Raw genomic sequence first — 23,133 nt, forward strand, 5'->3', positions numbered from 1 at the left:
GAAATACTGTTTCCCCCAAACGTTGCTTTGTTGCATACATTGGTTAGTCCACTTTCATCGAGAGGGATTAAATCCACGGCTGGAAGCTCAAACATGACATATCCTGACCACAGCCGTTTTCCGTAAACAAGTTTCTCACCTAAAATTAAAGGTTCGTTGTTCGCATTATATAAATCGGCAGTGTAAAAATCACCAACCGAATTATAGTTTAGCTGGATAGTGAACGTTTCGTTACCAAAGGTCGTTTCAAACTTTAGTGGTACTTGACTGATGTCTAGTTCATATTTCCTTCGATTACTCATTACTTAACCCTCGCTCTCGCACCCACCGGGATAAACCTATCTGCCAGTGGTTCCAGTTTCTAAGTGTTTGGATAGGTGTTCCATACTTTCTCCACCAGCCCAATAAGTGTTACCTGGAACAACCGTCACATAAACAGCTGGATTGGCCTTAGGTTTCGGTGGATTAACTGGCCCAACATGTTTAACTGCTGCATATGATGCAGAGACGGTCTTAACCTCTCTTAGTTCTAAATCAACCTTAAGAGCGTTTTTAAACCCGCCATCCTCATACGTCTTAGTAATGTTAGTTAACATCAAGTTCCCATGAATAATAGCCCCATGCCAAGTCAAACTGGCCCCAGCATACTGCCAATTCATAAGCTGAGACCATTTATCATTAATTTCATTATGATCCTTACCTTTAATCCACCCGCTGAAAGTCTCAGTAAAACTTTCGCGTTGTGTGTGGTCGGTAATCGGATTTCCAGATTGCACGGGGTATTGAGAAACTTTATTTTCTATGCTTTCTTCTTCGCTTAAAGCAAAGATTTCAACGGTTTTCTTTCCGTCTGTTAATTTGGCCATGCTTCCACCTCCTAAATTTCAACCTGCGGGAATTGTTGACGGAACTTTTCACCAATAGCATTCGAGATTTTGTCTATGACTGATTGCCAATCTGTTTGACCGTTTCCTTGAGCATTGATGGTGAAATTGTTTGTCATATTAACAACAACGTTCCGAGATTTGCTTGAGCTCTTGGCACTTCGAGATACATTATTAACCGTCTTATTTGAAGTCTTGAAGTTATTTTCAATCGTTCCCATGTCAAAGGTAGGTGTACCCGTTTCTAAACGCTCTAAGCGCAATTCTGGCGTGTTATATGCCATAGCCTTTGGTTGTGGCAATACCTTACCAAATTTAGGTGTCCCTTCGGCTAAGCGAGGGAACAATCTTTTGGTTTCCTTACCATTAAGCACCTGGGTTCCTTCGGGCAACGGAACTACGATGTTTCTTTGCTTAGGGAATAGACCGATAAGGCCATTTTTAAGCTTGAAAGCTTCAACGTAATTAGGCCCCGGAGCGTCATTCACTAGGTAGGTACCGGCTTTGGCGCCACCGTTAGAACTCCATTTAGTAGTTGTTGAAGCCGGTGTACCACTTGCTAAAGCACCTCTGAAAGCTGATGTGGCTCCAGGTGTACCAGTTGCCAAACCACCAGATTTAACCATGTGCGCTGAAATCGTCACACTCTTAGAGTGCACGGAAGCAATCGCAGACACCAAAGACCGAACTTGGCCAAGTCCATTAACATTAGCAGTAACATTGACAGATTTTCCTTTCAAAGCGTTAATTGCTGCGGTTAATGCCTTGACTTTGGCCGTTCCTGTAACACTAGCGGTCACTTGAACGGTTTTACTCTTAACCGCATTAATTGCACTTGATAGTGATTTAACCTTACCTGTACCCGATACGTTAGCACCCGCCTTAACGGTTTTGCCTCTTAACGAACGAATCGCAGAGTTTAAGCTCTTAATTTTCCCAGTTGATCCTGATACGTGGGCAGTCACTTTAACAGACTTTGACTTTAGTTTCTTGATTGCGCTAGCTAATGATTTAGCCTTGCTTTGGCCACTAACACCAGCTCTAACCTTAACGTTCTTATTTTTGAGCTTTTTAGTTTCTTTTGACAGACTCTTAACTTTCTTGTCGCCTGAAACTCTAGCTTTAACCTTGACGTTCTTGTTTTTAAGCTTCTTGGTGTTTTTGGAAAGTGTTTTGACTTTCTTGTCACCAGAGACTTTAGCTTTAACTTTGAGATTTTTGTTCTTAAGTTTCTTGGTTTCTTTTGATAATTTTTTGACTTTCTTATCTCCGGAAACCTTAGCCTTAACCTTAACGTTTTTATTCTTAAGTTTCTTGGCACTCTTAGATAAGTTCTTGACCTTCTTGTCGCCCGAAACTTTAGCTTTAACTTTAACGTTGTTTTTGCCTTTAGAAGCCTTCTTTACATTATCAGATAACTTCTTGACCTTTTTTCCACCAGACGTCTTGGCTTTAACCTTGACATTATTCTTACCTTTTGAGGCTTTCTTAACGCTGTCAGATAGTTTCTTAACTTTCTTTTCACCGGAAGTTTTAGCCTTAAGTTTCGCAGTAGCCTTTTTGGAGCTTGAACTGCCTCTTGTTTTTGACTTACTCTTGGATCCGGTTGACTTTGTGCCATACTTCTTGCCGGTATCCTTTTCGTAATTCTTAAGAGCTTTTTCACGCTTCTTAATCGCTTCAGCTTCCTTTTTAGAAGCTTGCTTATAAGCTTTGTCATTCTTAGCGTTAGCCTTGGCCAAGCTCCTTGCTTGCTTATTGGTTAAGTTAGGATTATTTCGCTTAACTGCTTCCAGATTGGCTTTGTATGCGTCCTTGTAAGCTTTATTCTTAGCGGATGTCGCCTTAGAAACTTTTCTCTGTGCCTTGGATACATCACTAGCATCTTCTTTGGTGATGCGCTTTTGCATTTGCGCTTGGTACTTTTTCGCTGCACCATAATCACCGTTCTGCACTGCTTGCTGATAATTTAAAGCTGCTTCTTGTGTTTTGGCAGAGGTTGACTTAGAAGCGCGGTTGGATAAGTTGTAACCACGCTTAGCCTCAGCTTAAGACTCTTAATTTCAGCTGAGCTTTTTTGAGTGCCATCGGAATTAACACCGAATCTTGTCGCATAATCGTTAGCGTAATTCTTTCGGTCAAAATTTTCTTGAGCTTTAGCTTGCGCTGTGGCCACTTGTTGACCGTGACTTGGCCGTTTTTGCGTTGGTGTTTTAGATCCACCAAACAACCCGCCGGCCCAATTACCGATTACGTTACCAAGCATTCCGCCTGCAGTGGCACCAATCATTGTCCCGGCAGGACCTAGTAAGGTTCCTAAAGCACCACCGGCAATGGAACCAGATGTTGCACCTATGGAACCACCGACAGCTTTGTGTCTTGCTAGCGTTCCAGATTTGGTAGTTGCGAATGAATTAGCAAGGTCGATAGCACCAAAAGCAAGGTTTAGTCCGGCACCACTTTTACCAAGTGCGCCAAGTCCATTCTTGATTCCGATAGCCCCACGAGCGATAAAGTTTCCACCGTGGCTAGCAACGAATTGTCCAGCGTTACCTAACTTAATCAAGGTGTTACCTTTGAGCTTGGTTAGTGCTAAACTTGCACGTCCTCCAATTCCCGTGGTAACTCTTCTAGCAACTCTAGAACTTTCGGAAGCCATTTGCGCAGCCGTTGCACTTTCAAGTAGCTCCTCACCTTTAGCGATAAGGGCCGTTGACCTAGGTGCTGGGGCTACAACTCGACCGTTGTGGTAACGACCCATACGTGTTCCCAACTTCGTTCCAGGAACGTAATCCATACCTAAGTACGGATTGAAAGTTCCGCTGAAATTGCCGTTACCTTTAAAGGTGCGTTTGATAGTTCCATTTGCGGTGCGGTAGAAACTACCGCCCATGCCATCAGCTATATCAATTACTCGCCCGTTTGAGTCTACGAGAGACATTCCGGCTCGATTTCCCTTTGGACCGTTAATCTCGTTTCCTAAACGATTATTACCATTACCACCGTTCATTCGGTTAGCGGCACTCATCATGGTATCTGCGGCACTTTGCATCTTGCCGGCTGCACTTAATTCTTGCGTTGGCTTAATGCCAGTAATTTTGCTAATAACCCCACTTAAGGTTTTCCCGACTACTGGAATTTTCCCAATCAAATTCATGACTGGTGTCACCATTTTAGAAACTAACCCACTCATGCCAGGTAATTTATTAAGGAATCTCAATCCTACTAAACCACCCGTAATCTTACCAAGCGCATTAGACAAGCCTTGTAAATTGTTTGTAGCGTCCTTTGGCAATAAGTTAGACAGCTTACTTGCATAACCTTTAAGCGTGCCGTATGCGCTTTTTACACCACTTGCAATGGACTTAATTTCGCTAACGAATCCTTGACCAAAGCTTTTTGCGTAAGGTTGAACCGCTTTGAAAATATCCGAGCCAACATTCCAAGCTTCACGACCAATTTTCCCAGTAGTGGTTATTACCCCACTAGTTGTCTCTGCCGCTTTGTTGACAAAAGCGCTAGTTTTCTTAGGATCATTCATCCATCCGGTAATTTTAGAGAAAAGCTTTCCATCACCACCAAAGGCCTTGTTTAGGCTAGTAGCAAGTTTCTTTTCAAATTCTCCCGCCATAGCGATTGAACCATATTTAATGGAACGTTGGACCCCTGCTAGACTTTGGTTCATACGCCTTGAAGCGTCGGCAACCCCTGGAGCTGTACCAGCGGCATGAATGGCATTTACCAGGTCATCCCCCGTGTAATCGTTGGCACTTTTGGCATCGTGACCCGTACGCTTTTTATAAGCTTTGTTAAGGTATTCGTCGATGTTTGGGTTAAACTGTTTTAACTGTTGGAGACGTTTGCCGTCAATCTTATCTTGGTCTAACGACTTAGCTACGGATTGAATGAAGCGTCCCATTTCTTCATCGTTAAGACCGCCGGCGTCTTGCAAGTTAAGCATGTCATTCGTTAACTGCAAGGTTTTCTTTTTGTTCCCAGCGGTGGAAACACCAGCACCAGTTGCGTAGAATGCAAGAGCGGCATCAGAAACTTGTTTGTAATCATTCCCTGCGGAACGTGCTAAATTACCAACATCGGTAACCATTCCGCTAGCGAAATTATTTGCTTGCTTATTAGAGATGTTACGGCCTAAAAGCTGATTAACTGATCGTGCATTAGAAGCCCAAGAAACTTGTGAGGCTTGTTGCGTGCTGATGTAATCCAACCCGCCTTTGAATACATTTTTAATACCTTCAACTCCGCCCATAACAGCGTTTGCTCCAAGTTGGCCAAGCGTAAACATCCCAACCGACTCTTTAAGGGCTGACATAAATTTCCCAGGCTCTTTTTTGCCACCATTACCGCCACCGGCATAGGCTGACATCATGGAAGCTTGAGCTTGTTGGGCTTGCTTTTCTTCTCTTAGCGCTTGATTATTGGCATTTACCGATTGCTTACGAGCATTAGCCCCCTTTTCCGCTGCGGAAGTCGCTTCTTTTTCGGCGGAAGCCACTTGTTTAGCCGCGTTGGCTAACTCTCTTTCGGCAGATTGCGACGCTTTGATGGAACTTTCATATTTTCCAAAAGTTGTGTTTGCTTTTGAAATTCCTTCACTAAGTCTGGTGCCGGCCGTTTGAGTATTGACTGCTCCAATTTCTTTAAGACTTGTCTTGGTTTTGTTGATAGCCTCGTTAGCTTTAGTCATACCTTCAGCTAAATTGTTTCCCACCTTACTTTGATTTCCGGCGGTATTCAATTCTTTAAGGTCTGTCGTTATCCGTTTGATATGGTTTTCCATAGCTCGCAAGCTATTATTCAAACCAGAAAAGCTAGCACCTCCTCCATTAAGACTGGATAAGGTTGCTTTTAACTTTTCCGCAGCTTCATTGGCTTGTACTAAACTTGATAAACCGGTGACCTTTATGTTTGCCGTAATTGTTGCTTCGTTACTCATTCGCCGTCACCTCCTCTTGGCTGTTGCATTTGTTGCTTGAGTTCTGCTACTTTATTGAAGATTTGTACTTCTTCGCTAGTGGCTTTTTCCATTTCTTCTTTTGTAGCCACTCCGGCTACAATTGGAAACCAAAACCACCAGTTATCTTCTACTTGTTTTTTAACATCGTACGGCGATTTAGTCGCTAATCCGTGCGCCAAGAAACAAGTCTAAGGCTGTGTAAAGTTCGTCTAAACCTGGACGGTCGTCAAAATCATCTAAAGTTAAGCCGGCAGGTTCAACAATTACATTTTGAATCATTTCGTCAAAATAGATTGACCGCGCAATTTGACCATTTGCCATTGTTGCGTTATCTAAAATTTCGTAAGCCTTGCGTACTCCTGGGAATTGGAAAGTGTATTTCCATTCCGCTCCATTTTTGTCAGTGTATACATAATCTTCGTTTTCACCTAAACGGTCTACTTCTACTGGCATAATTTTCTTAACTGCCTTGGTTGTTTTCTTAGTTTCTGTTTGTTCTGCTTTGTTACTCATGGGAATAACCTCCTATAAAAAATAAAATCTAAAAGTTGTCCTAATGGACTAAAACAACTAAGGGAGTTGCACCCTTAGTCGCTGAAATTACAAGACTTCTACATGAAGATCTAAAGCTTCAATGGTGTAAGTCCGTTTTGGTGTTTGTTTACCAAAAGCTGCTTCTGCTGGACGAGCAATAATACATTGGTCGCAAGTAATCTTTTCGTAAGGTGTGGTAATAACCAAAGGGAATACCTTGCTTGTATTCGCCAATTTATTAAGACGCTTGTGGTCTGCAGAGTTACCAGACAAGTTAACGGTAACTTGGCCTAAACGGTTGTTGTTGATAGCTACGGAAGGTTCCCCTTGAGCATCAACTTCGGTTTGTACTCGGTCTTCTTTAACTTGCGCGGTAAACATATCGCCGTCTTGGAAACCTTGTACTACTCGACCATCTACTGAAATGTGAACATCTTTGGCATTGTAAATGTATTCTAAACTCATTATTCAATAACCTCCTATAAGTTGATTTGTCCGTGTACTTTCACAGAGTGGATAGCACTGGAACGAGTGTATTCGAACGATAAACCATTGTAACGACGAGCGCTAATATCACCCGCAGGACTGTCTGCACGAGAAACGGTAGTCACCGTAAAGGTACCTGCACCAGTTTCTGCATTAGGTTCGATAATGCCGTTAGTGGTTGCATTTGCTAAAACCGTAGTTACAGTAGCGTCGATTTGAGCGATACCAACCGCGTCGTAAGTAACCTTATTAGAGTTGGATAAAAGTTGTTGTAATTGCGTTTCGATAGAAGCTTTAATCCAGTCGTCACCGTGTAAGGCGTCAATGAATTCTCCTGCTAAAGTGAAACCTTCTGATGTTTGGTTAATATTAGCCTTAGTTACGTATGTGAATACGTGCGCTTCATGTAACTTCTTGATTTGAGTCACGTTCAAGTTAACAGGTTTCACACCACCAACGGTGCGGAACTTCCATGTCACAGACCCAACAGTCTTGTTACCCACAGCACCTACTAAAGCGGCAGCACCATAAGTAGCTTCGGTAGCATCCTTACCTGATGCAAATACAATCGCACGTTTGCCACCGCCGAGAGTGTTGACAGTAGTTTCTACATTATCAACGCTATCGCTAGTTGCTGGTAAACCGTAAACGATAAAGCGTTCTGCCTTACCTTCTGTGTATGCAGCAAGTGCTGATAAATCAGTCATGTAAGAACTGTTATCCGTTCCTGGGACTAACATAGCGAATTCCCAACCTTCAGTGTAGAACATGTCTGCCGCCAAAGTTAATTTGTCAGCGTAGGTTACTACAATGAATTTTTCTCCGTGTTCTCCTTGGGCAAAGAAACCTTCTGCAGCTTTTTGCAAAGCGACATTGTCGTTGTAGTCTGATACAACGTCGTCCAAGGAATAATACGATTTCGCGCCATCTTTGTTACCTTTGACAAAGACGGCTAAGTTCCCCATGTTTACGGGAACGCTAGGATTTTCAATATTAAGTACAACTTGTACGTCTGATAATGTTTCAGCCATTTTAATTCTCCTTTAAATTAATTTCTTCAATTACTGATGTGTCTTCTTGGTAGGTCTCGACAAGTCTTAACCGCATGTCAAACCCAAACATATAGGCGTAATTTGTTGTTTCGTCCACATATCGTGTTTGAGTCTGCATTTTTTCAACAACGCTTATATTTTCTTTTGCGTAAATATCCTGGGATGTTTGGTTGTCAATCACTACCCGCAACTTATTAACCGTGTTTAAAGCTTCTAATTTATCTTTGGCGTAAACCGTAAATGAAACTACCGCCTCAAAAACTCGGTCATCTTCCAAATAGTTATTCGGAATACGTGGACTAATGATATCGAACGCGATATAAGGTGGCTCTGGTGCCTTACCGTTGCCGTAAAGTTCAATTAGCCTTAATCCCATTTGTTCCTTGGTAACACGGCTAAAAACACGATACAGCGCCAAATAATCATACGTTTCCATCTGTTTTTTCCTCGCTTTCCAAGTAGTAAATAGTCACGTTGCTGTAATCTGTAAGGTCCTTTACGTCTGAAACGCGATAAAACTTCCCTTTGTGTTCGACTCTGGTATTTGGTTCTACCGTTTCTGCAGATATCCAAACCGCGTTGTATTGGGATGTTTTACCCGTTTCTCTAAGTGCGGTAACAATGCTATACAGTCCTTGCCGATTATTAGGCACAAAAGGTTCATAAACGGTTTTCTTGGTTTCCTCCTCGGTTTGCCAGCGACCGAAATCATCGTAACCACTTTTTTCTTGATAAAAGGTAACCTCAGTCTTGAATGCGTTCAAAACCCCGGTCATATCAATGTAAAAAGGCATTATTCTTGCCTCCATTCAATAGAACCATACATGCTACCACTATCAATAAGCGGTTTGCCATGACCCTTTTTAGCTACCGTTGCCGGTGCGTTAGGGGCGAAACCTCCGCTAGCAATCGTCCTTTGGATACTCATAACCATAAATGGACCTAACTTAGCTCCCACATTTGCGACGGACCCTCCGTTTAAGATACCTGCGATAAATGGACTAATAAATGCAGCGAAACGTCCCTCATTTTCATAAAGCGCAGTACGTAAAAAAGGACGCGCCGGAATACCTCTCGACGTGCCATATTCGTTCCATATAGCTTTATTTCGGTTCATCCCACCAAAGAGCCCTGCTTCCACTTTGGTCCCGTCTAATTGTTCCAACTTTTGGACCATTTCGGTAATTCCCAAGTCTCCGGAAACCGACGTTGTGAGTTGAATTTCCAAGTAATCACCGCCTTTACAAAAATCTAATCACGCCGCGCGATATCGATTTTTTCAAACGCTTGTACTCGACTAAAAAATTATCCGACCCGTTACGATCAAAAAATTTCTGTGTCAAAACGTCGGCGGTTTGTTCTTGGATGTTTCCGCTTGTATCAGCGGATAAAGCGCAATAATGCGCCACTAAAAGAGCGGCCGGCATAATCACATTATCATCGTTAAAACCGTCCATTCCAGCTTGTTTAAGCGCCTCTGTGCTTAAAAATTGCAAAGAGTCTGTGTCAAACTTGGTTAACGTGTCTGTGATAGCCGGAAACATGCTAATCTTTTTTTGCACGTCCGCAACCGCTTCGTCAAATTTAAAGTCGCTTGATAACATAATCGACATCATGCGGCGTATATGCAAACTTCAAAACTTTCCCCGGTTTGATTTTGAACATTGCCTCGTACTCCATTCGGTTACAACGACGGATCCATTGCAAGGAAACACCATAGTCTTCGGCAATGCCATAAATCGTATCATCTTCTGTCCAAACATGGGGTGTGATGGACAAAGGTGTAGGATAAGGCGGTTGAAAGCGTGCCTTTTTAAGTTGGCCATAAGCGTTTTTGTACATCACAGGGCCAGGAACATCCCCGATTAAGTCAACCGGGTTTTGGAATTCCTTTTTGGGTGTAGGTTTGCTTTCAGATGTTACATTTTCTGATTGCTTCTTAACGGAATTTGATTCCGATTGTGATTCGCTCTTAGAAACACTTTCTGATTGTGATTCACTTGAGCTTTTTGATTTCAAAAGCGCTCAATGATTTACTTTCGCTAGCGGAAGGGTTAGTGGAAGTAGACTCGGCGATAGATTGACTCTTGTTTTTCAACTTTAGAAGTTACTTCACTTTCAGAAACCTCTGTACTTTTTGTTGATTGGTCCATTAAGATCCCTCCTTTATTTCATGCTACTTGCTAGACGAACCAGTTGCAGCTTTAGCAGTAGTCTTCTTAACATTCTTTGCTACCGTATCACGTGTTTTAGGTTCTGGTGCACCGTCTGTACCCTTACCGCCAGATGTAATGTCAGACCAAGTAATCTTGATTACTTTTGAAGGGTCAAACAAGTAAGGTGCTTCGTGAGCTGTGGCGTAGTATTCGGTAGTACGTGTTGAAGCATGACGTTCTGGTTCAATTTTCACACCGCGTTTCATCATAAGCTTAACTGCAGGTTTGTCGTCTGCGGAACTAGGCATTTTGATTAAAATAGCCGTGTTATCGTCTAACTTACGCGAACGTACGATTTGCACACCGTTTACCTCTCCCATGGTACCAGTTGCAACGATTTTGGAACCCATTTCGGAACCGCGTAACCAGTCCTTTGCAGCGTTTAAACGTAATTTACCGGCGGCTTTGGGACTAGCAACTAATACCAATGTTACGTTGTCTTCCAAAGCATAGTTGTCTACCGCTTCTTGCAAACCGTCAACCGTTGCAGTCGTTGTTTGCGTTTGTGTAGCAGATAGGAACGCGTCCTTAATATCGTTATCAGTCTTGTTGGCTAACGATAAACCTAACTGTTTTGAAATTTCTCCACCGATGTCGCCGTAGCCAGTTAACATAGCCTTGTCAGTTACACCGATACCCTTACCAATTTCTTTGATAGTTGCAGCAGTTGACCCGAAAGTTAGCTTTTCTGGTTCGATTGCTACTCCTTCTTCTACGTCTTCGGCATCTCCAACGTAGTTAAAGCTAGGGAATTCTACTGTGCTACCAGGGCGACCTTCTAAAGTGCGGTCAATGTCGACTAAATCGGCAAAAACCAAATTTGCTACTAATTGTGCGCTTACCATTGGCGCTAATACTTGTGGATCTAACACATCATCGCTTAAAGTTGTTGGCATTTTATACCCTCCTCGTATTTTTACATAAAGTTCTTAATTAATTCGTTGTAGCGTTCAGGGTTGGCGTTTTTGAATTGAACTCGTTCTTTGTAGTTCATACTTCCAAATTCCTTTTCGCTCACTTCTTCGCCGGCCGGTTTATCGGTTGGCGTTTGTTTCTTGAAACGGTCCTTGTTAGCGGCAAGCGCGCGTTCCGTTAACAAGTTATCAAACTTTTCAATTCTAGCCTTAGTTTCTTCCGCGGTATCGGCTACGACCATGTTAAGAGTCTCGCTATCTGCATTGATACCTTTTTCAGATAACATATCCATAGCTTGACGTTCCATTTCCTGGCGGTTAAGCTTTGCTTCCAACTCTGCCAATCTGTCATCCCGTTTTTTAATTTCGTATGCTTGCCGTTCTTTGGCATTCATATCTTTAAGGCGGATAGCTTCACTTTGTTGGTTTTGCATTTCTTCACGTGCTTTGTTCATGGCTTCTTCTTGCATTTTTGCACGTTCCCGTTCGAGCCGGGACTTAACCATTTCGTTTACTTGGTCTTGCGTGAAAGTTCTGGTTTGATTGTTTGAATCTTCGTTACCATTCGTTTCGTTAGTCCGATCTGTTTGGCCTTCTTGACCGTTTTGCGTCACGATAGTTTCTTGCGATTCGTTCCCGTTTGCTTCATTAGGCATGATTTGCCCCTCCTTTTTATAGTCTTGTATGACTGTTTATTCCTTGCAGCTTTTAACGCCGTCAGCATGTTTTGGGCATAAAAAAAGCACCTACAAATCTGTAAGTGCTAAGTTAAAGGTAACCAATCTTTGATTTCCTTTAGTTGTTTATACGTTTTTCTGATTAAGCTGTTTTCCTTGAAATATTCAATGCCTAAACGAGTTATCCGCCAATTACTTGGGTCGTTTACCAAGCTATAATCAGGTGGTATGGCGTCAAAAAATTCAATACCAGCTATAAATTTATCTTCAGACAACATCTTCAAAGTGTCATAATACTGTTTATCTGTAATTCGTATTGTTCAATAAATTTTCATATCTAATTTTTTCCATTGAGAAAGGATACTCTGTCCATTTTCCAATAATGCCAACTGTAACACCTCTTTAGGATTTGTGCTGGCAATCTTTTGTCTACTAAAACTTTTATTGTCATTGAGAATCCAACCTTTTATGTTTAAATCATCTATATAGTCCGGCTCTAAGAAATAAGGAACATTATCACAATTAAATGTAATCTCCATTTGAGTCTCCATTGACTCGATTAAATCGCTTAATTTATCTAACTTATTCATCTTGTTTCATCGTCCTTGACACGTTAGTTTATTTCACGTCCCTCGGCATAAGCTTTTTTAGCTTCTTCTAAAGTCATACAGTTAGGTCCGCCATCATGGTTTATAATCCCTGTATTTTGCCATCCGCAGTTGTCACAAATATCGTAATCCATAACTTCTTTACCGCAAACGGGACAATGTAACCAAGTATATCCATCAATTTTCCATGTCTTTTTTGAATTCTCCATAATAATACTCAACTCCTTCATCCGGCTTAAACATAGTAATTACCGTGTATGTTTCTGGATTACCTAAAACATAAGTTCCATTATTTAAATCAAATCTCACGCGTCTGTCTTTTGTTTGATACCCCAACACATCACTGCTAGTGTCTAACTTTAAAAGGTTTGTAGCTATTTGTAAAAACTCTTCTTTCGTAGAAACGTTAAACTGAAAGCCGTGTTTTTTATAGTGACCTTTAAAAGATTTTTGACTAGGGAATGTTGCTTGTTCCCATTCTAAATCCTCATCACCATTATAACCGTTTTTTTCTTTGCTGTCATTAGCGCTACCTTCATCTTCTGATTTATTCGAGCTAGCAGATACTGCCCCCGCAAGAAAAGCTTTCCTTTTGGTGCTGTCGCTCTTTTCATCATCTTCCGACTCAATGTGCGGAATTCTTCGACAACGGCAGTTAGGGTGGGAGTCGTCTGGTATTCGTGGACTGTCTGGCGCCCCTACCTCATAGGGACCGTCATAAAACAGATTAATACACTTTTTGCACGCTCCAGGTTCGGTTACCCAATCAAACCACTTGACCTTTTCAGTTTTAAACCGGCTTTCCGTAACTTCATCCTCTAATCGTGCAGCTTCCGTCCTGGCAATCCGTTTTAACTTGTAGTCAATCGCGGTAATCTCGTTTCTTAGGTTAGTGTTTACGGATTGGGTCGGACTGCTAGGGAATAGTTTCCCGTTGACGTCCTGACCGGTCATTCCTTGGTTAATTACCTTGTTAACCTTGGTGTTAATCCGATTAACCGCCTGATCCGAATTGGCTAGTAATCTGTCTTGCCACGGAATGTAAGAAACATCTCCGTTAGGTTTGTAATTTGGCTCTGATAGGGCCTTATTTTCACGCTTGAAGCGTCTTTTTTTATTTTTGGATAGATTACCCATGTTTTGCGATTGATAGCTTATTTCCTCGCGTACGGCTGTTTTACGGTTGCGTTGAACAATCTTCTTTGAACGTAAAGCAGCGGCTAACATAACTAAACCAATCGCACCGGCTAACAGACCACTTAGATTGATGTTACCTTGTGCGACGTAAACATCTGCTCTTTTACTTTCTGGAATTTCCATATCATCTGGAAGTTTAGCGTACTGTCGCCGTAGTAATTCTAGGTCTTTCCTGGTTACCTTGCGTGATAAATCAACGCCGTTTAGCGTCCCATCAACGGAATAGTTAAGGTAAAAGTCACCGATAACCTCTTGAAGTCCTGCTAGCGCTTCTTGATAAACGGCGTCTAACTGTTTGTCGGTTACGTTGTCCCGTTCTAAAAGGTAATCAATCCGCTTCTTTTCTTCCTTGACCGATACCATCAGTTAGCCCCCTATTATCAGCGATAACTTGCATGTTAGTCGCTAATTGGTCTTGTTGCTCCTTGTCAATCGCATCAGATTCCGCTTGAACATCATTAACGATAGATAAAGCTTTAAGCCATGTCTTACGCGATACAAGCCCCGATAAGGTTTGTGCGGTTTGCGCTTCGTCTTTGATGTCGTGCGGTAAATCATAGTGGAATAAGATATCCAGGTCACTCCATGCTTCCGTGTCGACTCCAGCGATTAAACCAGTGCTAAACAAAATACGGTAAACTTCGCGTAATGATTTCGTAAATTGACGTGCTTTGCCCGTTGCTAGGTTTAGCATTGGTTTGAACTTCATTTCTAAAGCGACACCGCTAGAATTTCCGAAGTCTTTATCGTTTAAATTGACGATCATGCTTGTTTGATATAACGCGTCTAGCAATCTGTTAATGAGATTTTCCTGTGTTGCGTCTGCATCCGGCTTTGATAAGAAGTCGACGTCCAAGTTTTCTGCAGGTTCATCTTCATCCATTGAGGATTTGAGGTTAATAATGCGAGTGTCTCTTAGTGCGTTTAAGTCTTCTTGTTCTAAGAGTGCACCTAGGACTTTCATATAGGCATCACCAAAATAATCAACGTCATTAGACTTTTCACTGATAGCCTTGTTTAGCTCGTCGACGATACTTAACACATTTCCGATTACGCTGATTCTCTCGGAGTTTTCCGAAGCTTCAATAATTGGAATTGACTTAAATTCGTTGACTTGCCCTTCACCTAAGCCACCGTTGGCATTTGAAGTGTTTACGTTCCATGTTTTTTCTGTTGAAAAAAGTTCTACGTTGTAACCGACACCGAAATTTCCCTGACTGCTGTATCTTACGCCATAAAGCGGGCGATGTAAGACGGTATCATCGTAAATCACAAAAGTTTCATCTGGGGTAGCTGCGGTTAGGTAAATTTCTCCCTTTTCGTCTGAAAAGATAAAAAAGTGTGACTTGCCATAAATGTCAGCTTGCTTGGAAACTTCAGCGACTACTTCCGGAATATTTTTCCGGCGGTTAAATTCAGCAAGTTCCTTATTGGCAATTTCTTCCTCCAGAGTAATTTTAACCGGGTTACCTGTGAGGAAACCATTGAAGGTGTCCACTAGCTTCTTAGCGAAATTGAGGATTACTCGATTATCCGGCTTGCCATTAGGTTTGGCGGGTGCTTGGATAATAGCGACGTGTTTCCCTTTGTAGTAGTCTTTGTATTTCTTGTAGTCAGGAACGAAACGACTTTCGTTATAATCGATAAATTTGCGTAAATCGTCTATGCTTAGATTTTCGCCCTGCTTTTGACTGTAATAAAAAACGCCGTCGTCTGAAACGATAGCGCGCTTAGATAAGTATTCCGCCAATTATAGTCCCTCCTTGTATAACCGGATGTTTCTTGTTTTCTTCGGTTTTCTCAAAACTTTCATAGCAAAGTAACGGTCGGCGTCCATTACGTGGTCGTGTTCTTTGACCGGCTTATCTTCTCCGCGTTCAGCCGCCTTTTCATCCCATACGTAAGAATTAAATTCTTTTAGCGCATGTTTACTGCTAGAAGTCCATTTCATCTTGCCAGCGTTCATCTGCGACATCATGAAACGGATACCGTCAACAACATTATTGTTTGCGTTTTTCACAGTAAATCCTCGGTTCTTAAGTGACCGTTTAAAAGAAGCTGCCGACGGGTCGACAATTAAATTGGTGTCAGTTTTCGATAACTCGTTAGCGCTAAAAAAGGTTTCCATATCATCAACGAACTGTTCGTCTGTCTTTTGGTGACCTTTCTCACGTCCGGAATAGTAATACTCGGCTCGGTTGTACCACACACCGTCATGCAAGCTCCATAAGTGATATACAGTTGGGTTCTGCGTACCATAATCGACCGATACCCAATTTTTGGTATAAACGGTATCTGCCGGTGGATCCACAACCATTGTGTCTTGGTTGAAATTGTCATAAACAATCCCGTCGGCAACCGACCATTGACCTAGAATGTATCGCTTATAAAACACACCCGAATACATGCTTTCGTAACGGTCTATTGTGTCTTGAGATAAACTAGGATTATCTTTCATCAGAAAATGGACCCGAATGGCTTTCTTTTCTGCAAGGCGATCAATCCAGTTTAACTTAAACCAGTGATACGGACTTCCGGGGTTACAGTTAAACCATACTTTAGAACCTTCCACAGATAGCCGTGATGTTGCTTGATTGACGAAACTTTCCGGCATAAGGGCCACTTCGTCAAAAAAGAAACCTCCAGCAGTGATACCTTGCACCAAGTCTTGACTAGCTTCATTGGTCCCTCCGAATAGAAAAAAGTAATTCGTGTTACCGTTCTTGGACACTGTTAGCATATTTTCACTTTGATTATCCTTGACGCGGTAGTGTTCCGAAATCAATATCTTTTTCAGCGTTCTAATCACGTTTCGCCGTAAGGAACCAATCGTCTTCCCAGCCATCCCAAAATTAACTCCGTTGAAGTTCATCATGGCCCAACGGACGTAACTGGTTGACATCACAACTGTTTTACCCGCCCGGACGGAGCCGTCTGCGATAATTGCGAACTTATCTTCGTATTCCGGAGATTGCCACCAAAACATGACTTGGAGTTGTCGTTTGGAAAATGGAGTAAAGCTAAATCTAATGCTAAGTTTCGATTTCGTCACCATTACCGAATAGCCCCTCCATTCCTTGTCCGACTGCGGATTGTAAGTCGTCGTCTCTTTCCTCGTCGTCGTTTTCACCAAATTCTTCTTGCTTAATTTGAACTTCGTATTCCGCCAAAATTGCTTTGGCTTCTGCCGTACGTGCTTCTGCTTCGCCCTTCTTAATCTTAACTTTATCAAGCTCTGGGTTGCTATTGTCGGATAGGCGGTTAGCAAGCTTAAGTATTGTAGTTGCGGCTTGCAGTTGGACCATTTCCGACTTAGCGTTAAGAAGTTGGTAAAGCTTTCTTAGTGCAGCACTTTCGTACTTTTCAGATACGACGAGTGTTTTATACTGTTCTTGTGCTGCGATAAAGGTAGGCTCTTTTTTCCACTTAGATAACGTCTGCCGTGAACGGTTTACACTTTTGGCAATTTCTTCATCCGTTAATTCATCATCAAATAATAGCGCGACTGCTTTTTGACGTCGTTTATCTAATTTACCAAAAGCCCCCTCTTGTAACTTTTTGTAATCAATACTCACTTCATTTCACCCACCTCCGATTAATGTTTTAGGTTGTCTTTGTATACAAAAAAACCGGCGTGGTTTGCCGGTCAAAATCAAATCATTTAAAGACTAATAAACAAGTTCCCTTGCTTATCTTTTTTATCACACTACCATAATATAGCTTTTTAACCTCTCACGAACCACACTCTTTCCATCTTTTTTCCGCACGTTTACCTTACTTTTTTGCGTATTAATTCGGATATTACACAAAAAGCAAGGAACTCCCGTATTCCTTGCTTTATTTTTCATATACATGCAGGTCACTTTTTTCTTCTAGCAAAGGTTCCGCTAAAGCTTCGAAAGCGTCCGCAAATTGATTACATGCAATTACCCTTAACTTGTTATACCCACTTTCCGAATATCCTAATCTTTGATAAATTTGCCAGATTCTATAATGCTTTTTGTACTTCAATTCCAAAATTAATTTGCTTTTCTCATCACAGGCCATAATGGAATCTTCTACAGCTTCTAGAACATTTCTGGCCCACACGGCCTTGTTGTACTTGTCCGCTAGTTCTTCTCTTTTTCCGCTGCTAACCTTTTCACCAAAGCTAGTAGCTTTAATCGTCGTGATTGAAGCCATTCTTTTCAACCGTCCATAATCGGAAGTAAAAAAATCATCAACTTTTTGCGCGGTAGCTTTCAGATTAACTTTTTCATCAAACAAAAGCATTTTTAGCTCTCCCTTGCTATAATATAGTTGTCCTATTGATTGATTACTTTTTTCCGAAAGGTATATAAGTTAAAAGCCGGCTTTGTGCCGGTTTTTATTTTATGCTAATTTTTTCAACGTCTATATCCTCTTAGCGATTTTAACCAATCACTTCCACCCCTTCGTTATACTCAATTCCGGCACAGCGTCCGTTATCTCTGAATGTAATTTGGATATTTCCGTGTCGGTCATCTAACGGGTAATGGCTAATTACCCACCCAACATAAATACGTTCGTCTGGTGTGTTTTTATCTGTAATCACCTTGACTTTCGTTCCTGGCTCGATAAAATTCATTTTTTCCTCCGTTCTTCCTCATCAACTTTCATGACATAAATTAAAGATGCAGTTAGCAAAGTAAAAACTATGCCACCCAAGAATGCTACTAATTGCTCTACGATTTCCATTAGCACCCTCCCTCATATTTATCAATAAATTTTTCAATTTTCGCCTGCCACACTTTACGTTCTTGATCCTCTCCGGCATGAAATACGCCCTCTAAGGCTTCAATTTTCTTCTTGGTGTCTGCTGGACCATACAGTCCATTAATCACGTCCAAAGCATGTTTTACGGACTTATTTTTGATTTCTAACATTACTTTCCCTCTTCGTTATAAATGGTTAATCCTCTATCTTGAATACTCGGTACTTTTGTTTTTTCGACCGTTTGTGTGCTAGTGGTGTACTTTTCCACTTGATCGTATTTTCATCGACACAAAAGTATTCCGACATTTGCTTTGCGGTTCCTAAATAAATAGGCCAATCCTGTAAGTCGTATGCTATATACCAGCTAACATTCTTTGTTTTTCGTGTTTGTCGATACAATCGCCTTCTTTCTAGCAAGGTCCCGCGTCTAATTCCTTCCGCTAGCGCCTTAGTTTGATAACGTTTGAGTTCTTCTAAGATATCCGTTGGTTGAATTAGCGGAATCTTCCAGTCAGTTCCCAATTCTTTGTTGACTGCTCGCAAGGCCCGCTTTTGTTCGGCATAATATCTATCCTTCTTCATTAATTCACCCACAGTCTTTCCCTCAATCTTTCCAAAACAACTCAACCATAACCCCTGACAGCAAAAGAAATATGTCTGAATTTTTTGGTCTAAACTTTGCAAGTTCTGTTATCGGTTCCGACTCACCAAATAGCAATAAAATCAACGCCGTTAATAAGGCTATTAGATATAACGTAGCGATAGTTCCCGGAATAAAAGTTAGTATTTTCCGCATGATTACACCTCTACCTTGTGTTCTACTTCTTCACTCATGGTTATTTTTCCTCCTCGCTTGTAACCATTTCTAGGAACTTACGGGCATCACTTTCATACGATTTAGGAATCCGCTCGGTGTACTCCTCTAGCACTCCGTCTAAATAGCTGGCAAAAGGATACTTGCTCACTGCGTCTCTCCTACCGATGTGAAATTCAAAATCCCCACTCATGTAATATTTGCGGATTTCAATTTCTGTTTTTATTGTTTTGAAATTGTACTCGATAGCTTTATCTCTCAATTTCGATTCGCTCAACTCGACAAATCTTGTAATCATCATTTTTCCTCCATTTCAGCCCATATACAAATCAACATCACTAGAATACCTCGTAAGACATCATTGAGCTCATATCTCCCGTTACAACCACAAAAATCGATATGATTGCCATTATAAGTTTGAACATCACTTTTCCTCAGTTTTAGGTAGGTCTGGTATCGGAGCCCACCATAAGTTGTCATAACCAGTATCGTAACAATTAAAGTCAAGCAACCCGACGACACCGGCGAAATCATCCCATTCATCAACGCCTACCCACTGACCATCAGTGACCAAAACTTTTTGGCCAAGTTCGGGCGTGGGTTGGTCAAATCTGTACTCTTCATCAACCCAAGGCCGTTCTTCTCTCTCTTCTTCCGTTATCGGACGGGTTTTGAATTTATTCCATTTTGTCTTCGCCTCTGCATATGTTTCACGAAAAATATCATCTTTAATTGCCCAGTGTTCGCCTTTTATACCCGTAGCAATCCAATCACCAATATTAACTTCTAAGCTACCTTCGAGAGTGCAAAAGTGGTATATGGGCCTTTTAACCATCGGACTACTCATAGGACCAATGTCTAAAATTTTATATTTTTTCATCATTTCTTGACTACCGTCAAACTGTTCGGCTTGAATAGTTGCAATTTTTCTATAAGTTTTTTTCATTATTTTTCCTCCTCAATCACATAATCTTCACTTAGCTTAATCAATCTTCTCTGCACCTTGTTTGGCAACTCGTTCCACTTCGGATAATCACTTTCGACTACCCTGCTGAAATCCGTCCACACGCTCATCACTACAAAGCCAGATTTATCGAAAATCACGGTACGTGCCGGGAACTGTCTTGTCGTCAATCCTAACTTTGCAACTTCCTGCTTTAGCTCTTCAAACTTCATAGCTAATCCTCCGCGGTGAAAGTAGCATTCACTACCCTGTCGCCATCCTCATAGTAGCACTCGGCTAGTTCTTTCAAAGTTCCAAATCTGGTTGCGATGAGTCTACCCTTGGATAAGGTTACTAATCTGTACTCATCTGTTCCATTATCTCGCACGACTAAATAGTACTCTCCACGAGAATCTTCAATAATGTTACCTAGTTGGTAGATGTCTTCAGGCTTAATCTCTGCGTTTGTTCTGTTAATTTTCATGTTTAATTACCTCCTAACTTTTCTATGCCACTCTCTAACCGCTCTAACACTTCGTCTACGGCTTTGTTTAAATTTTCGACATAATCACCCGCAGTTTCGATTTCGGCGCTATTTTCGGCCTCTAACTCGCTTAGATACCCCTTGCAAGCTCCGCTGATGGATTGCCAGTACCCTAGCACCTTCCAATCAACTTTTTTCTTACCTTTCACGCATTTCTGTAACTGCCAGTTATATCTATCGTTCTTGTATAAGCGGTAATCATCCGATAACTTAATTTCTGTTGCCATTTTCACATCTCCCTATCGCTCTTCAATCGGTGTCGTTGACAATTTGCTTGCTAGTTGATTTACACTTTTAACGATGTCGTCATTTAACGTTCTGATACCAGAAAGGGCCTCCATATCTCCTAGATGTTTTTTAGAAATAGCCATAACAAACCTACCAGGTCCGTTCCCTCCTTTAGTTACCACTACATCTTCGTCATCTTCTACAATGTCAAGTCCCATAAACTTCACAGCCCATTTAAATTCCTCGTATTTCATGTATTTCCCTCCTTAATCGATATTCTTGAAAGTCGCCGGCTTCCACATTTTCGGATTGTAGTTAATCTCATAGTTGTACTTAGAAACATTCTTCTTGGTAACATCGGAAACGACGTAGGTTACGTTATCTGATAATCCGATGATGTGCTTTTGGTAGCTCCCGTTGCTATTTTCGACGGTAATCACCAATTTCTTACTTGACTCCGTATTAATCGACAAGCGCCCTGTCATCTGAAACATGACGTCGTTAGTGATCGCATCAATCACTGTCACCTTTCTGACGACGTTAAAATTATCTGATTCTTGCGCTAAATTGTGAGACGCCCTTTCAGCTTGCGTACATCCGGTTAGCAGCATCCCTGATAATCCTAGTGCTGTTACAATTCCAACCAATTTTTTGTTAATTTTTTTCATTTTTCTTCCTCCTACTTATTTTTCCCGGCCAGGATATGCTAGAGGGATGAAATCGAATCATCCTAGGCGTTGCTAGACCTACCACCACGGCAATAGCTGAATTGAATTTTCTGTCACAATAAAAACTTCCAAATAGGAGGATGTTCACTTCCTTTCAAATTTTTGATTGCAACTCGGACTTACGTGTCCTTAACGTTGGTCCGCTCAAGTGATCAGTGGAGTAGAAATTATAATTTGCCACGGACCAAAGACATCCCCCAGACTCGCACTGGGCCCGCTCGAATTAAGTAGAAAAAAAGTTGTTAGTTACGCGGTCAATTTGTGATGTCTGGCAAGAAATGAATAAGTATAGAAAAGGAGAAACCTCCTTTCCGTTTTGAGCGCCTGCCACGCTCTGTAGCGGTGTGAATTGAAAGACTATATATAAATTTTTTGGTCGACCGCTTGCGACCGACGGAAACCGACGGAATTGCACCGCCCACTGGGCTTGTGCAGTAGTTTTTTCACTGAATATCTAAAGGAGAAAGTTTTAATGTATATTTTCGCCCTCGTGCTAATTTGGCTTCCAAATGAGGGGGAAAGCCCCCTTTTCATGCTAGCGATTAAGTCGCCACTCTTTACGATGTGATGCGGGCTAACTCCCATCAGCCCTATACTTGCTAGTCCTTTGACAGACTAGCAAGCTGATTAATCTCGGAAGTAATCCAAATTAACGTTTAACGCATCTGCAATTTTGCAGATATTTTTAAAAGACGGTTCGGTCCCGGTTTTGTAATTGCGTAAAGTTTGGTCTCGTATCCCCGTGATTTTCGATAATTTGTACACTGTCAAATTGTATTCGTCTAACCTCTTTTGAATTTTGTCCCACAACATATTGTCACCTTCCTGTGTAGTCCCAAACTTCGTAGTCTTCAATGGAGTTAAATTCATGTAATCCGATAGTTTTGGTTAGCCCTATAATTGTCATGCGAAATCCATTCGCCATTGGGACCACTATTTCTACAGGAATACCATATCGCGCTTGATATAGTTTGATACGCATTTTAGAACTATCGCTTGCATAAACCTTAGGCGACTTAGTCCAACCCTTTTCGTTTGGAGTAATCGAATTTTTAACATCGAATACGTGTAAAATCTCACCTTGTTTGTTCATAACTACAAAGTCAGGGGTATAAACCATCTTTCGCCCAAACATCCCTCCAACTGCGTGTCTGTCTAGCACGTCAAATTGGGGATGCTTACGAATGATGTAAGAGCCCTCAAAAGCTTCTAGGTAGCGTTGGTAAAACTTCGCTTCTTTCTGAGAGTCGTACTTTTCGCCTTTATAATCATTTCTTTTATTGAAGTGGACCATCAGTGTCTACCTCTTCCTCTTCGAGTTCTAAGGTTTGTTGCGCCGACGTTAGGTCAACGTAAACTTTATCTTGCTTTAGCATTTTTAAGCTTTTCCAAGTCGACTTTAGAGCCGCTTAAAACAATCGTGAGTTGAACGTCACCTTTGTTGTTTAAGGTAAATTTTTCGATTTCTGCTGATAATTGGTTAAGATTAAACATATTTTTCTCCTGTTTTTTTAAATTCTAGTTTTCGCCGTACAATTCTTGATACTTATCTTCCATTTCCAAAACTCTTTCGGTAAAAGCTTCTAAGTGGTCTTCCAC

At 41.4% G+C, this 23,133-nt stretch carries 36 protein-coding genes; all 36 read right to left on the reverse strand.

Going from position 1 to position 23,133, the window contains the following annotated elements; genetic code table 11:
- The coding region (locus JCM10991_RS07380; RefSeq protein WP_025021002.1) for a phage baseplate plug family protein at nucleotides 1-302 on the reverse strand (302 nt) is incomplete at its 3' end.
- A gap of 36 nt (nucleotides 303-338) precedes the next feature.
- Complete coding sequence (locus tag JCM10991_RS13190) at nucleotides 339-866, reverse strand: phage baseplate protein (protein WP_225349946.1); 528 nt, start codon at nucleotides 864-866, stop codon at nucleotides 339-341.
- Between the two features lie 11 nt (nucleotides 867-877).
- Nucleotides 878-2,839 carry a hypothetical protein gene (locus JCM10991_RS07390; RefSeq protein ID WP_025021003.1) on the reverse strand — a complete coding sequence of 654 codons (1,962 nt, stop codon included), beginning with the start codon at nucleotides 2,837-2,839 and terminating at the stop codon, nucleotides 878-880.
- 14 nt (nucleotides 2,840-2,853) lie between these two features.
- A complete protein-coding gene (locus JCM10991_RS07395) occupies nucleotides 2,854-5,838 on the reverse strand; it encodes a hypothetical protein (protein ID WP_025021004.1) in 2,985 nt (994 codons plus the stop codon).
- Nucleotides 5,835-6,038 carry a hypothetical protein gene (locus JCM10991_RS14875; RefSeq protein ID WP_025021005.1) on the reverse strand — a complete coding sequence of 68 codons (204 nt, stop codon included), beginning with the start codon at nucleotides 6,036-6,038 and terminating at the stop codon, nucleotides 5,835-5,837. Before JCM10991_RS14875 ends, JCM10991_RS07395 begins: the two co-directional genes overlap by 4 nt.
- Nucleotides 6,016-6,372, reverse strand: a complete 357-nt coding sequence (locus JCM10991_RS07405) for a hypothetical protein (RefSeq protein ID WP_025021006.1) — start codon at nucleotides 6,370-6,372, stop codon at nucleotides 6,016-6,018. Before JCM10991_RS07405 ends, JCM10991_RS14875 begins: the two co-directional genes overlap by 23 nt.
- 87 nt (nucleotides 6,373-6,459) lie before the next feature.
- Nucleotides 6,460-6,858: a phage structural protein gene (locus tag JCM10991_RS07410; protein ID WP_025021007.1), complete on the reverse strand. Its 399-nt coding sequence runs from the start codon at nucleotides 6,856-6,858 to the stop codon at nucleotides 6,460-6,462.
- Nucleotides 6,859-6,872: 14 nt separating this feature from the next.
- On the reverse strand, nucleotides 6,873-7,910 hold the full coding sequence (locus JCM10991_RS07415) for a DUF3383 family protein (protein ID WP_025021008.1): 1,038 nt from the start codon (nucleotides 7,908-7,910) through the stop codon (nucleotides 6,873-6,875).
- Nucleotide 7,911: 1 nt separating this feature from the next.
- Nucleotides 7,912-8,367: a phage neck terminator protein gene (locus JCM10991_RS07420; protein ID WP_025021009.1), complete on the reverse strand. Its 456-nt coding sequence runs from the start codon at nucleotides 8,365-8,367 to the stop codon at nucleotides 7,912-7,914.
- The gene (locus JCM10991_RS07425) at nucleotides 8,354-8,725 is read right to left on the reverse strand and encodes a hypothetical protein (protein ID WP_025021010.1); all 372 of its coding nucleotides are present in this window, start codon (nucleotides 8,723-8,725) and stop codon (nucleotides 8,354-8,356) included. Before JCM10991_RS07425 ends, JCM10991_RS07420 begins: the two co-directional genes overlap by 14 nt.
- A complete protein-coding gene (locus JCM10991_RS07430) occupies nucleotides 8,725-9,159 on the reverse strand; it encodes a hypothetical protein (protein ID WP_025021011.1) in 435 nt (144 codons plus the stop codon). Before JCM10991_RS07430 ends, JCM10991_RS07425 begins: the two co-directional genes overlap by 1 nt.
- A 13-nt stretch (nucleotides 9,160-9,172) precedes the next feature.
- Nucleotides 9,173-9,547, reverse strand: coding sequence for a hypothetical protein (locus JCM10991_RS07435; protein WP_156409509.1), 375 nt, complete (start codon nucleotides 9,545-9,547; stop codon nucleotides 9,173-9,175).
- Nucleotides 9,516-9,950 (reverse strand): LysM peptidoglycan-binding domain-containing protein, encoded by a 435-nt coding sequence (locus JCM10991_RS07440; protein WP_025021013.1) that lies wholly within the window; start codon nucleotides 9,948-9,950, stop codon nucleotides 9,516-9,518. Before JCM10991_RS07440 ends, JCM10991_RS07435 begins: the two co-directional genes overlap by 32 nt.
- A 157-nt stretch (nucleotides 9,951-10,107) precedes the next feature.
- The gene (locus JCM10991_RS07450; protein ID WP_025021014.1) at nucleotides 10,108-11,043 is read right to left on the reverse strand and encodes a N4-gp56 family major capsid protein; all 936 of its coding nucleotides are present in this window, start codon (nucleotides 11,041-11,043) and stop codon (nucleotides 10,108-10,110) included.
- A gap of 20 nt (nucleotides 11,044-11,063) precedes the next feature.
- Nucleotides 11,064-11,717, reverse strand: a complete 654-nt coding sequence (locus JCM10991_RS07455; protein ID WP_025021015.1) for a DUF4355 domain-containing protein — start codon at nucleotides 11,715-11,717, stop codon at nucleotides 11,064-11,066.
- 107 nt (nucleotides 11,718-11,824) lie between these two features.
- Nucleotides 11,825-12,055 carry a YjcQ family protein gene (locus tag JCM10991_RS14880; RefSeq protein WP_225349947.1) on the reverse strand — a complete coding sequence of 77 codons (231 nt, stop codon included), beginning with the start codon at nucleotides 12,053-12,055 and terminating at the stop codon, nucleotides 11,825-11,827.
- A 3-nt stretch (nucleotides 12,056-12,058) separates the two neighbouring features.
- The gene (locus tag JCM10991_RS07460) at nucleotides 12,059-12,328 is read right to left on the reverse strand and encodes a hypothetical protein (RefSeq protein ID WP_025021016.1); all 270 of its coding nucleotides are present in this window, start codon (nucleotides 12,326-12,328) and stop codon (nucleotides 12,059-12,061) included.
- Nucleotides 12,329-12,351: 23 nt separating this feature from the next.
- Complete coding sequence (locus JCM10991_RS07465; RefSeq protein ID WP_035188372.1) at nucleotides 12,352-12,555, reverse strand: CPCC family cysteine-rich protein; 204 nt, start codon at nucleotides 12,553-12,555, stop codon at nucleotides 12,352-12,354.
- Nucleotides 12,524-13,906, reverse strand: coding sequence for a structural protein (locus JCM10991_RS14530; protein ID WP_025021018.1), 1,383 nt, complete (start codon nucleotides 13,904-13,906; stop codon nucleotides 12,524-12,526). Before JCM10991_RS14530 ends, JCM10991_RS07465 begins: the two co-directional genes overlap by 32 nt.
- Nucleotides 13,872-15,293 carry a phage portal protein gene (locus tag JCM10991_RS07475; protein ID WP_025021019.1) on the reverse strand — a complete coding sequence of 474 codons (1,422 nt, stop codon included), beginning with the start codon at nucleotides 15,291-15,293 and terminating at the stop codon, nucleotides 13,872-13,874. Before JCM10991_RS07475 ends, JCM10991_RS14530 begins: the two co-directional genes overlap by 35 nt.
- Nucleotides 15,294-16,598 (reverse strand): PBSX family phage terminase large subunit, encoded by a 1,305-nt coding sequence (locus JCM10991_RS07480; protein ID WP_025021020.1) that lies wholly within the window; start codon nucleotides 16,596-16,598, stop codon nucleotides 15,294-15,296. It lies immediately after the preceding gene.
- Nucleotides 16,576-17,118, reverse strand: a complete 543-nt coding sequence (locus tag JCM10991_RS13200) for a phBC6A51 family helix-turn-helix protein (protein WP_025021021.1) — start codon at nucleotides 17,116-17,118, stop codon at nucleotides 16,576-16,578. The genes JCM10991_RS07480 and JCM10991_RS13200 overlap by 23 nt, the downstream gene beginning before the upstream one ends.
- A gap of 262 nt (nucleotides 17,119-17,380) precedes the next feature.
- Nucleotides 17,381-17,815, reverse strand: coding sequence for an ArpU family phage packaging/lysis transcriptional regulator (locus tag JCM10991_RS07495; RefSeq protein ID WP_025021022.1), 435 nt, complete (start codon nucleotides 17,813-17,815; stop codon nucleotides 17,381-17,383).
- Nucleotides 17,816-17,954: 139 nt separating this feature from the next.
- Nucleotides 17,955-18,149: a hypothetical protein gene (locus JCM10991_RS07500; RefSeq protein WP_025021023.1), complete on the reverse strand. Its 195-nt coding sequence runs from the start codon at nucleotides 18,147-18,149 to the stop codon at nucleotides 17,955-17,957.
- A gap of 109 nt (nucleotides 18,150-18,258) precedes the next feature.
- Complete coding sequence (locus tag JCM10991_RS07510; protein WP_025021024.1) at nucleotides 18,259-18,447, reverse strand: hypothetical protein; 189 nt, start codon at nucleotides 18,445-18,447, stop codon at nucleotides 18,259-18,261.
- Between the two features lie 25 nt (nucleotides 18,448-18,472).
- Nucleotides 18,473-18,871: a hypothetical protein gene (locus JCM10991_RS07515; RefSeq protein ID WP_025021025.1), complete on the reverse strand. Its 399-nt coding sequence runs from the start codon at nucleotides 18,869-18,871 to the stop codon at nucleotides 18,473-18,475.
- A gap of 242 nt (nucleotides 18,872-19,113) precedes the next feature.
- Complete coding sequence (locus JCM10991_RS07525) at nucleotides 19,114-19,392, reverse strand: hypothetical protein (protein WP_162149503.1); 279 nt, start codon at nucleotides 19,390-19,392, stop codon at nucleotides 19,114-19,116.
- Between the two features lie 123 nt (nucleotides 19,393-19,515).
- Complete coding sequence (locus tag JCM10991_RS15795) at nucleotides 19,516-20,037, reverse strand: hypothetical protein (RefSeq protein ID WP_025021028.1); 522 nt, start codon at nucleotides 20,035-20,037, stop codon at nucleotides 19,516-19,518.
- Complete coding sequence (locus JCM10991_RS07535; protein ID WP_025021029.1) at nucleotides 20,037-20,267, reverse strand: hypothetical protein; 231 nt, start codon at nucleotides 20,265-20,267, stop codon at nucleotides 20,037-20,039. The genes JCM10991_RS15795 and JCM10991_RS07535 overlap by 1 nt, the downstream gene beginning before the upstream one ends.
- A gap of 2 nt (nucleotides 20,268-20,269) precedes the next feature.
- The gene (locus JCM10991_RS07540) at nucleotides 20,270-20,518 is read right to left on the reverse strand and encodes a hypothetical protein (RefSeq protein WP_025021030.1); all 249 of its coding nucleotides are present in this window, start codon (nucleotides 20,516-20,518) and stop codon (nucleotides 20,270-20,272) included.
- Between the two features lie 2 nt (nucleotides 20,519-20,520).
- Nucleotides 20,521-20,805 (reverse strand): hypothetical protein, encoded by a 285-nt coding sequence (locus JCM10991_RS07545; RefSeq protein WP_025021031.1) that lies wholly within the window; start codon nucleotides 20,803-20,805, stop codon nucleotides 20,521-20,523.
- A gap of 12 nt (nucleotides 20,806-20,817) precedes the next feature.
- Nucleotides 20,818-21,060, reverse strand: a complete 243-nt coding sequence (locus tag JCM10991_RS07550) for a hypothetical protein (protein WP_025021032.1) — start codon at nucleotides 21,058-21,060, stop codon at nucleotides 20,818-20,820.
- Between the two features lie 12 nt (nucleotides 21,061-21,072).
- A complete protein-coding gene (locus JCM10991_RS07555) occupies nucleotides 21,073-21,474 on the reverse strand; it encodes a beta-sandwich lipoprotein (RefSeq protein ID WP_025021033.1) in 402 nt (133 codons plus the stop codon).
- 687 nt (nucleotides 21,475-22,161) lie between these two features.
- Complete coding sequence (locus JCM10991_RS07560) at nucleotides 22,162-22,347, reverse strand: helix-turn-helix domain-containing protein (RefSeq protein WP_338086175.1); 186 nt, start codon at nucleotides 22,345-22,347, stop codon at nucleotides 22,162-22,164.
- A gap of 4 nt (nucleotides 22,348-22,351) precedes the next feature.
- The gene (locus tag JCM10991_RS07565; protein WP_025021035.1) at nucleotides 22,352-22,828 is read right to left on the reverse strand and encodes a DUF1064 domain-containing protein; all 477 of its coding nucleotides are present in this window, start codon (nucleotides 22,826-22,828) and stop codon (nucleotides 22,352-22,354) included.
- A 65-nt stretch (nucleotides 22,829-22,893) separates the two neighbouring features.
- Nucleotides 22,894-23,028, reverse strand: coding sequence for a hypothetical protein (locus tag JCM10991_RS16175; RefSeq protein ID WP_263640298.1), 135 nt, complete (start codon nucleotides 23,026-23,028; stop codon nucleotides 22,894-22,896).
- Nucleotides 23,029-23,133: the final 105 nt, after the last annotated feature.

It is taken from the genome of Ligilactobacillus equi DSM 15833 = JCM 10991, from assembly GCF_000615765.1.
GTDB classification, from domain to species: domain Bacteria; phylum Bacillota; class Bacilli; order Lactobacillales; family Lactobacillaceae; genus Ligilactobacillus; species Ligilactobacillus equi.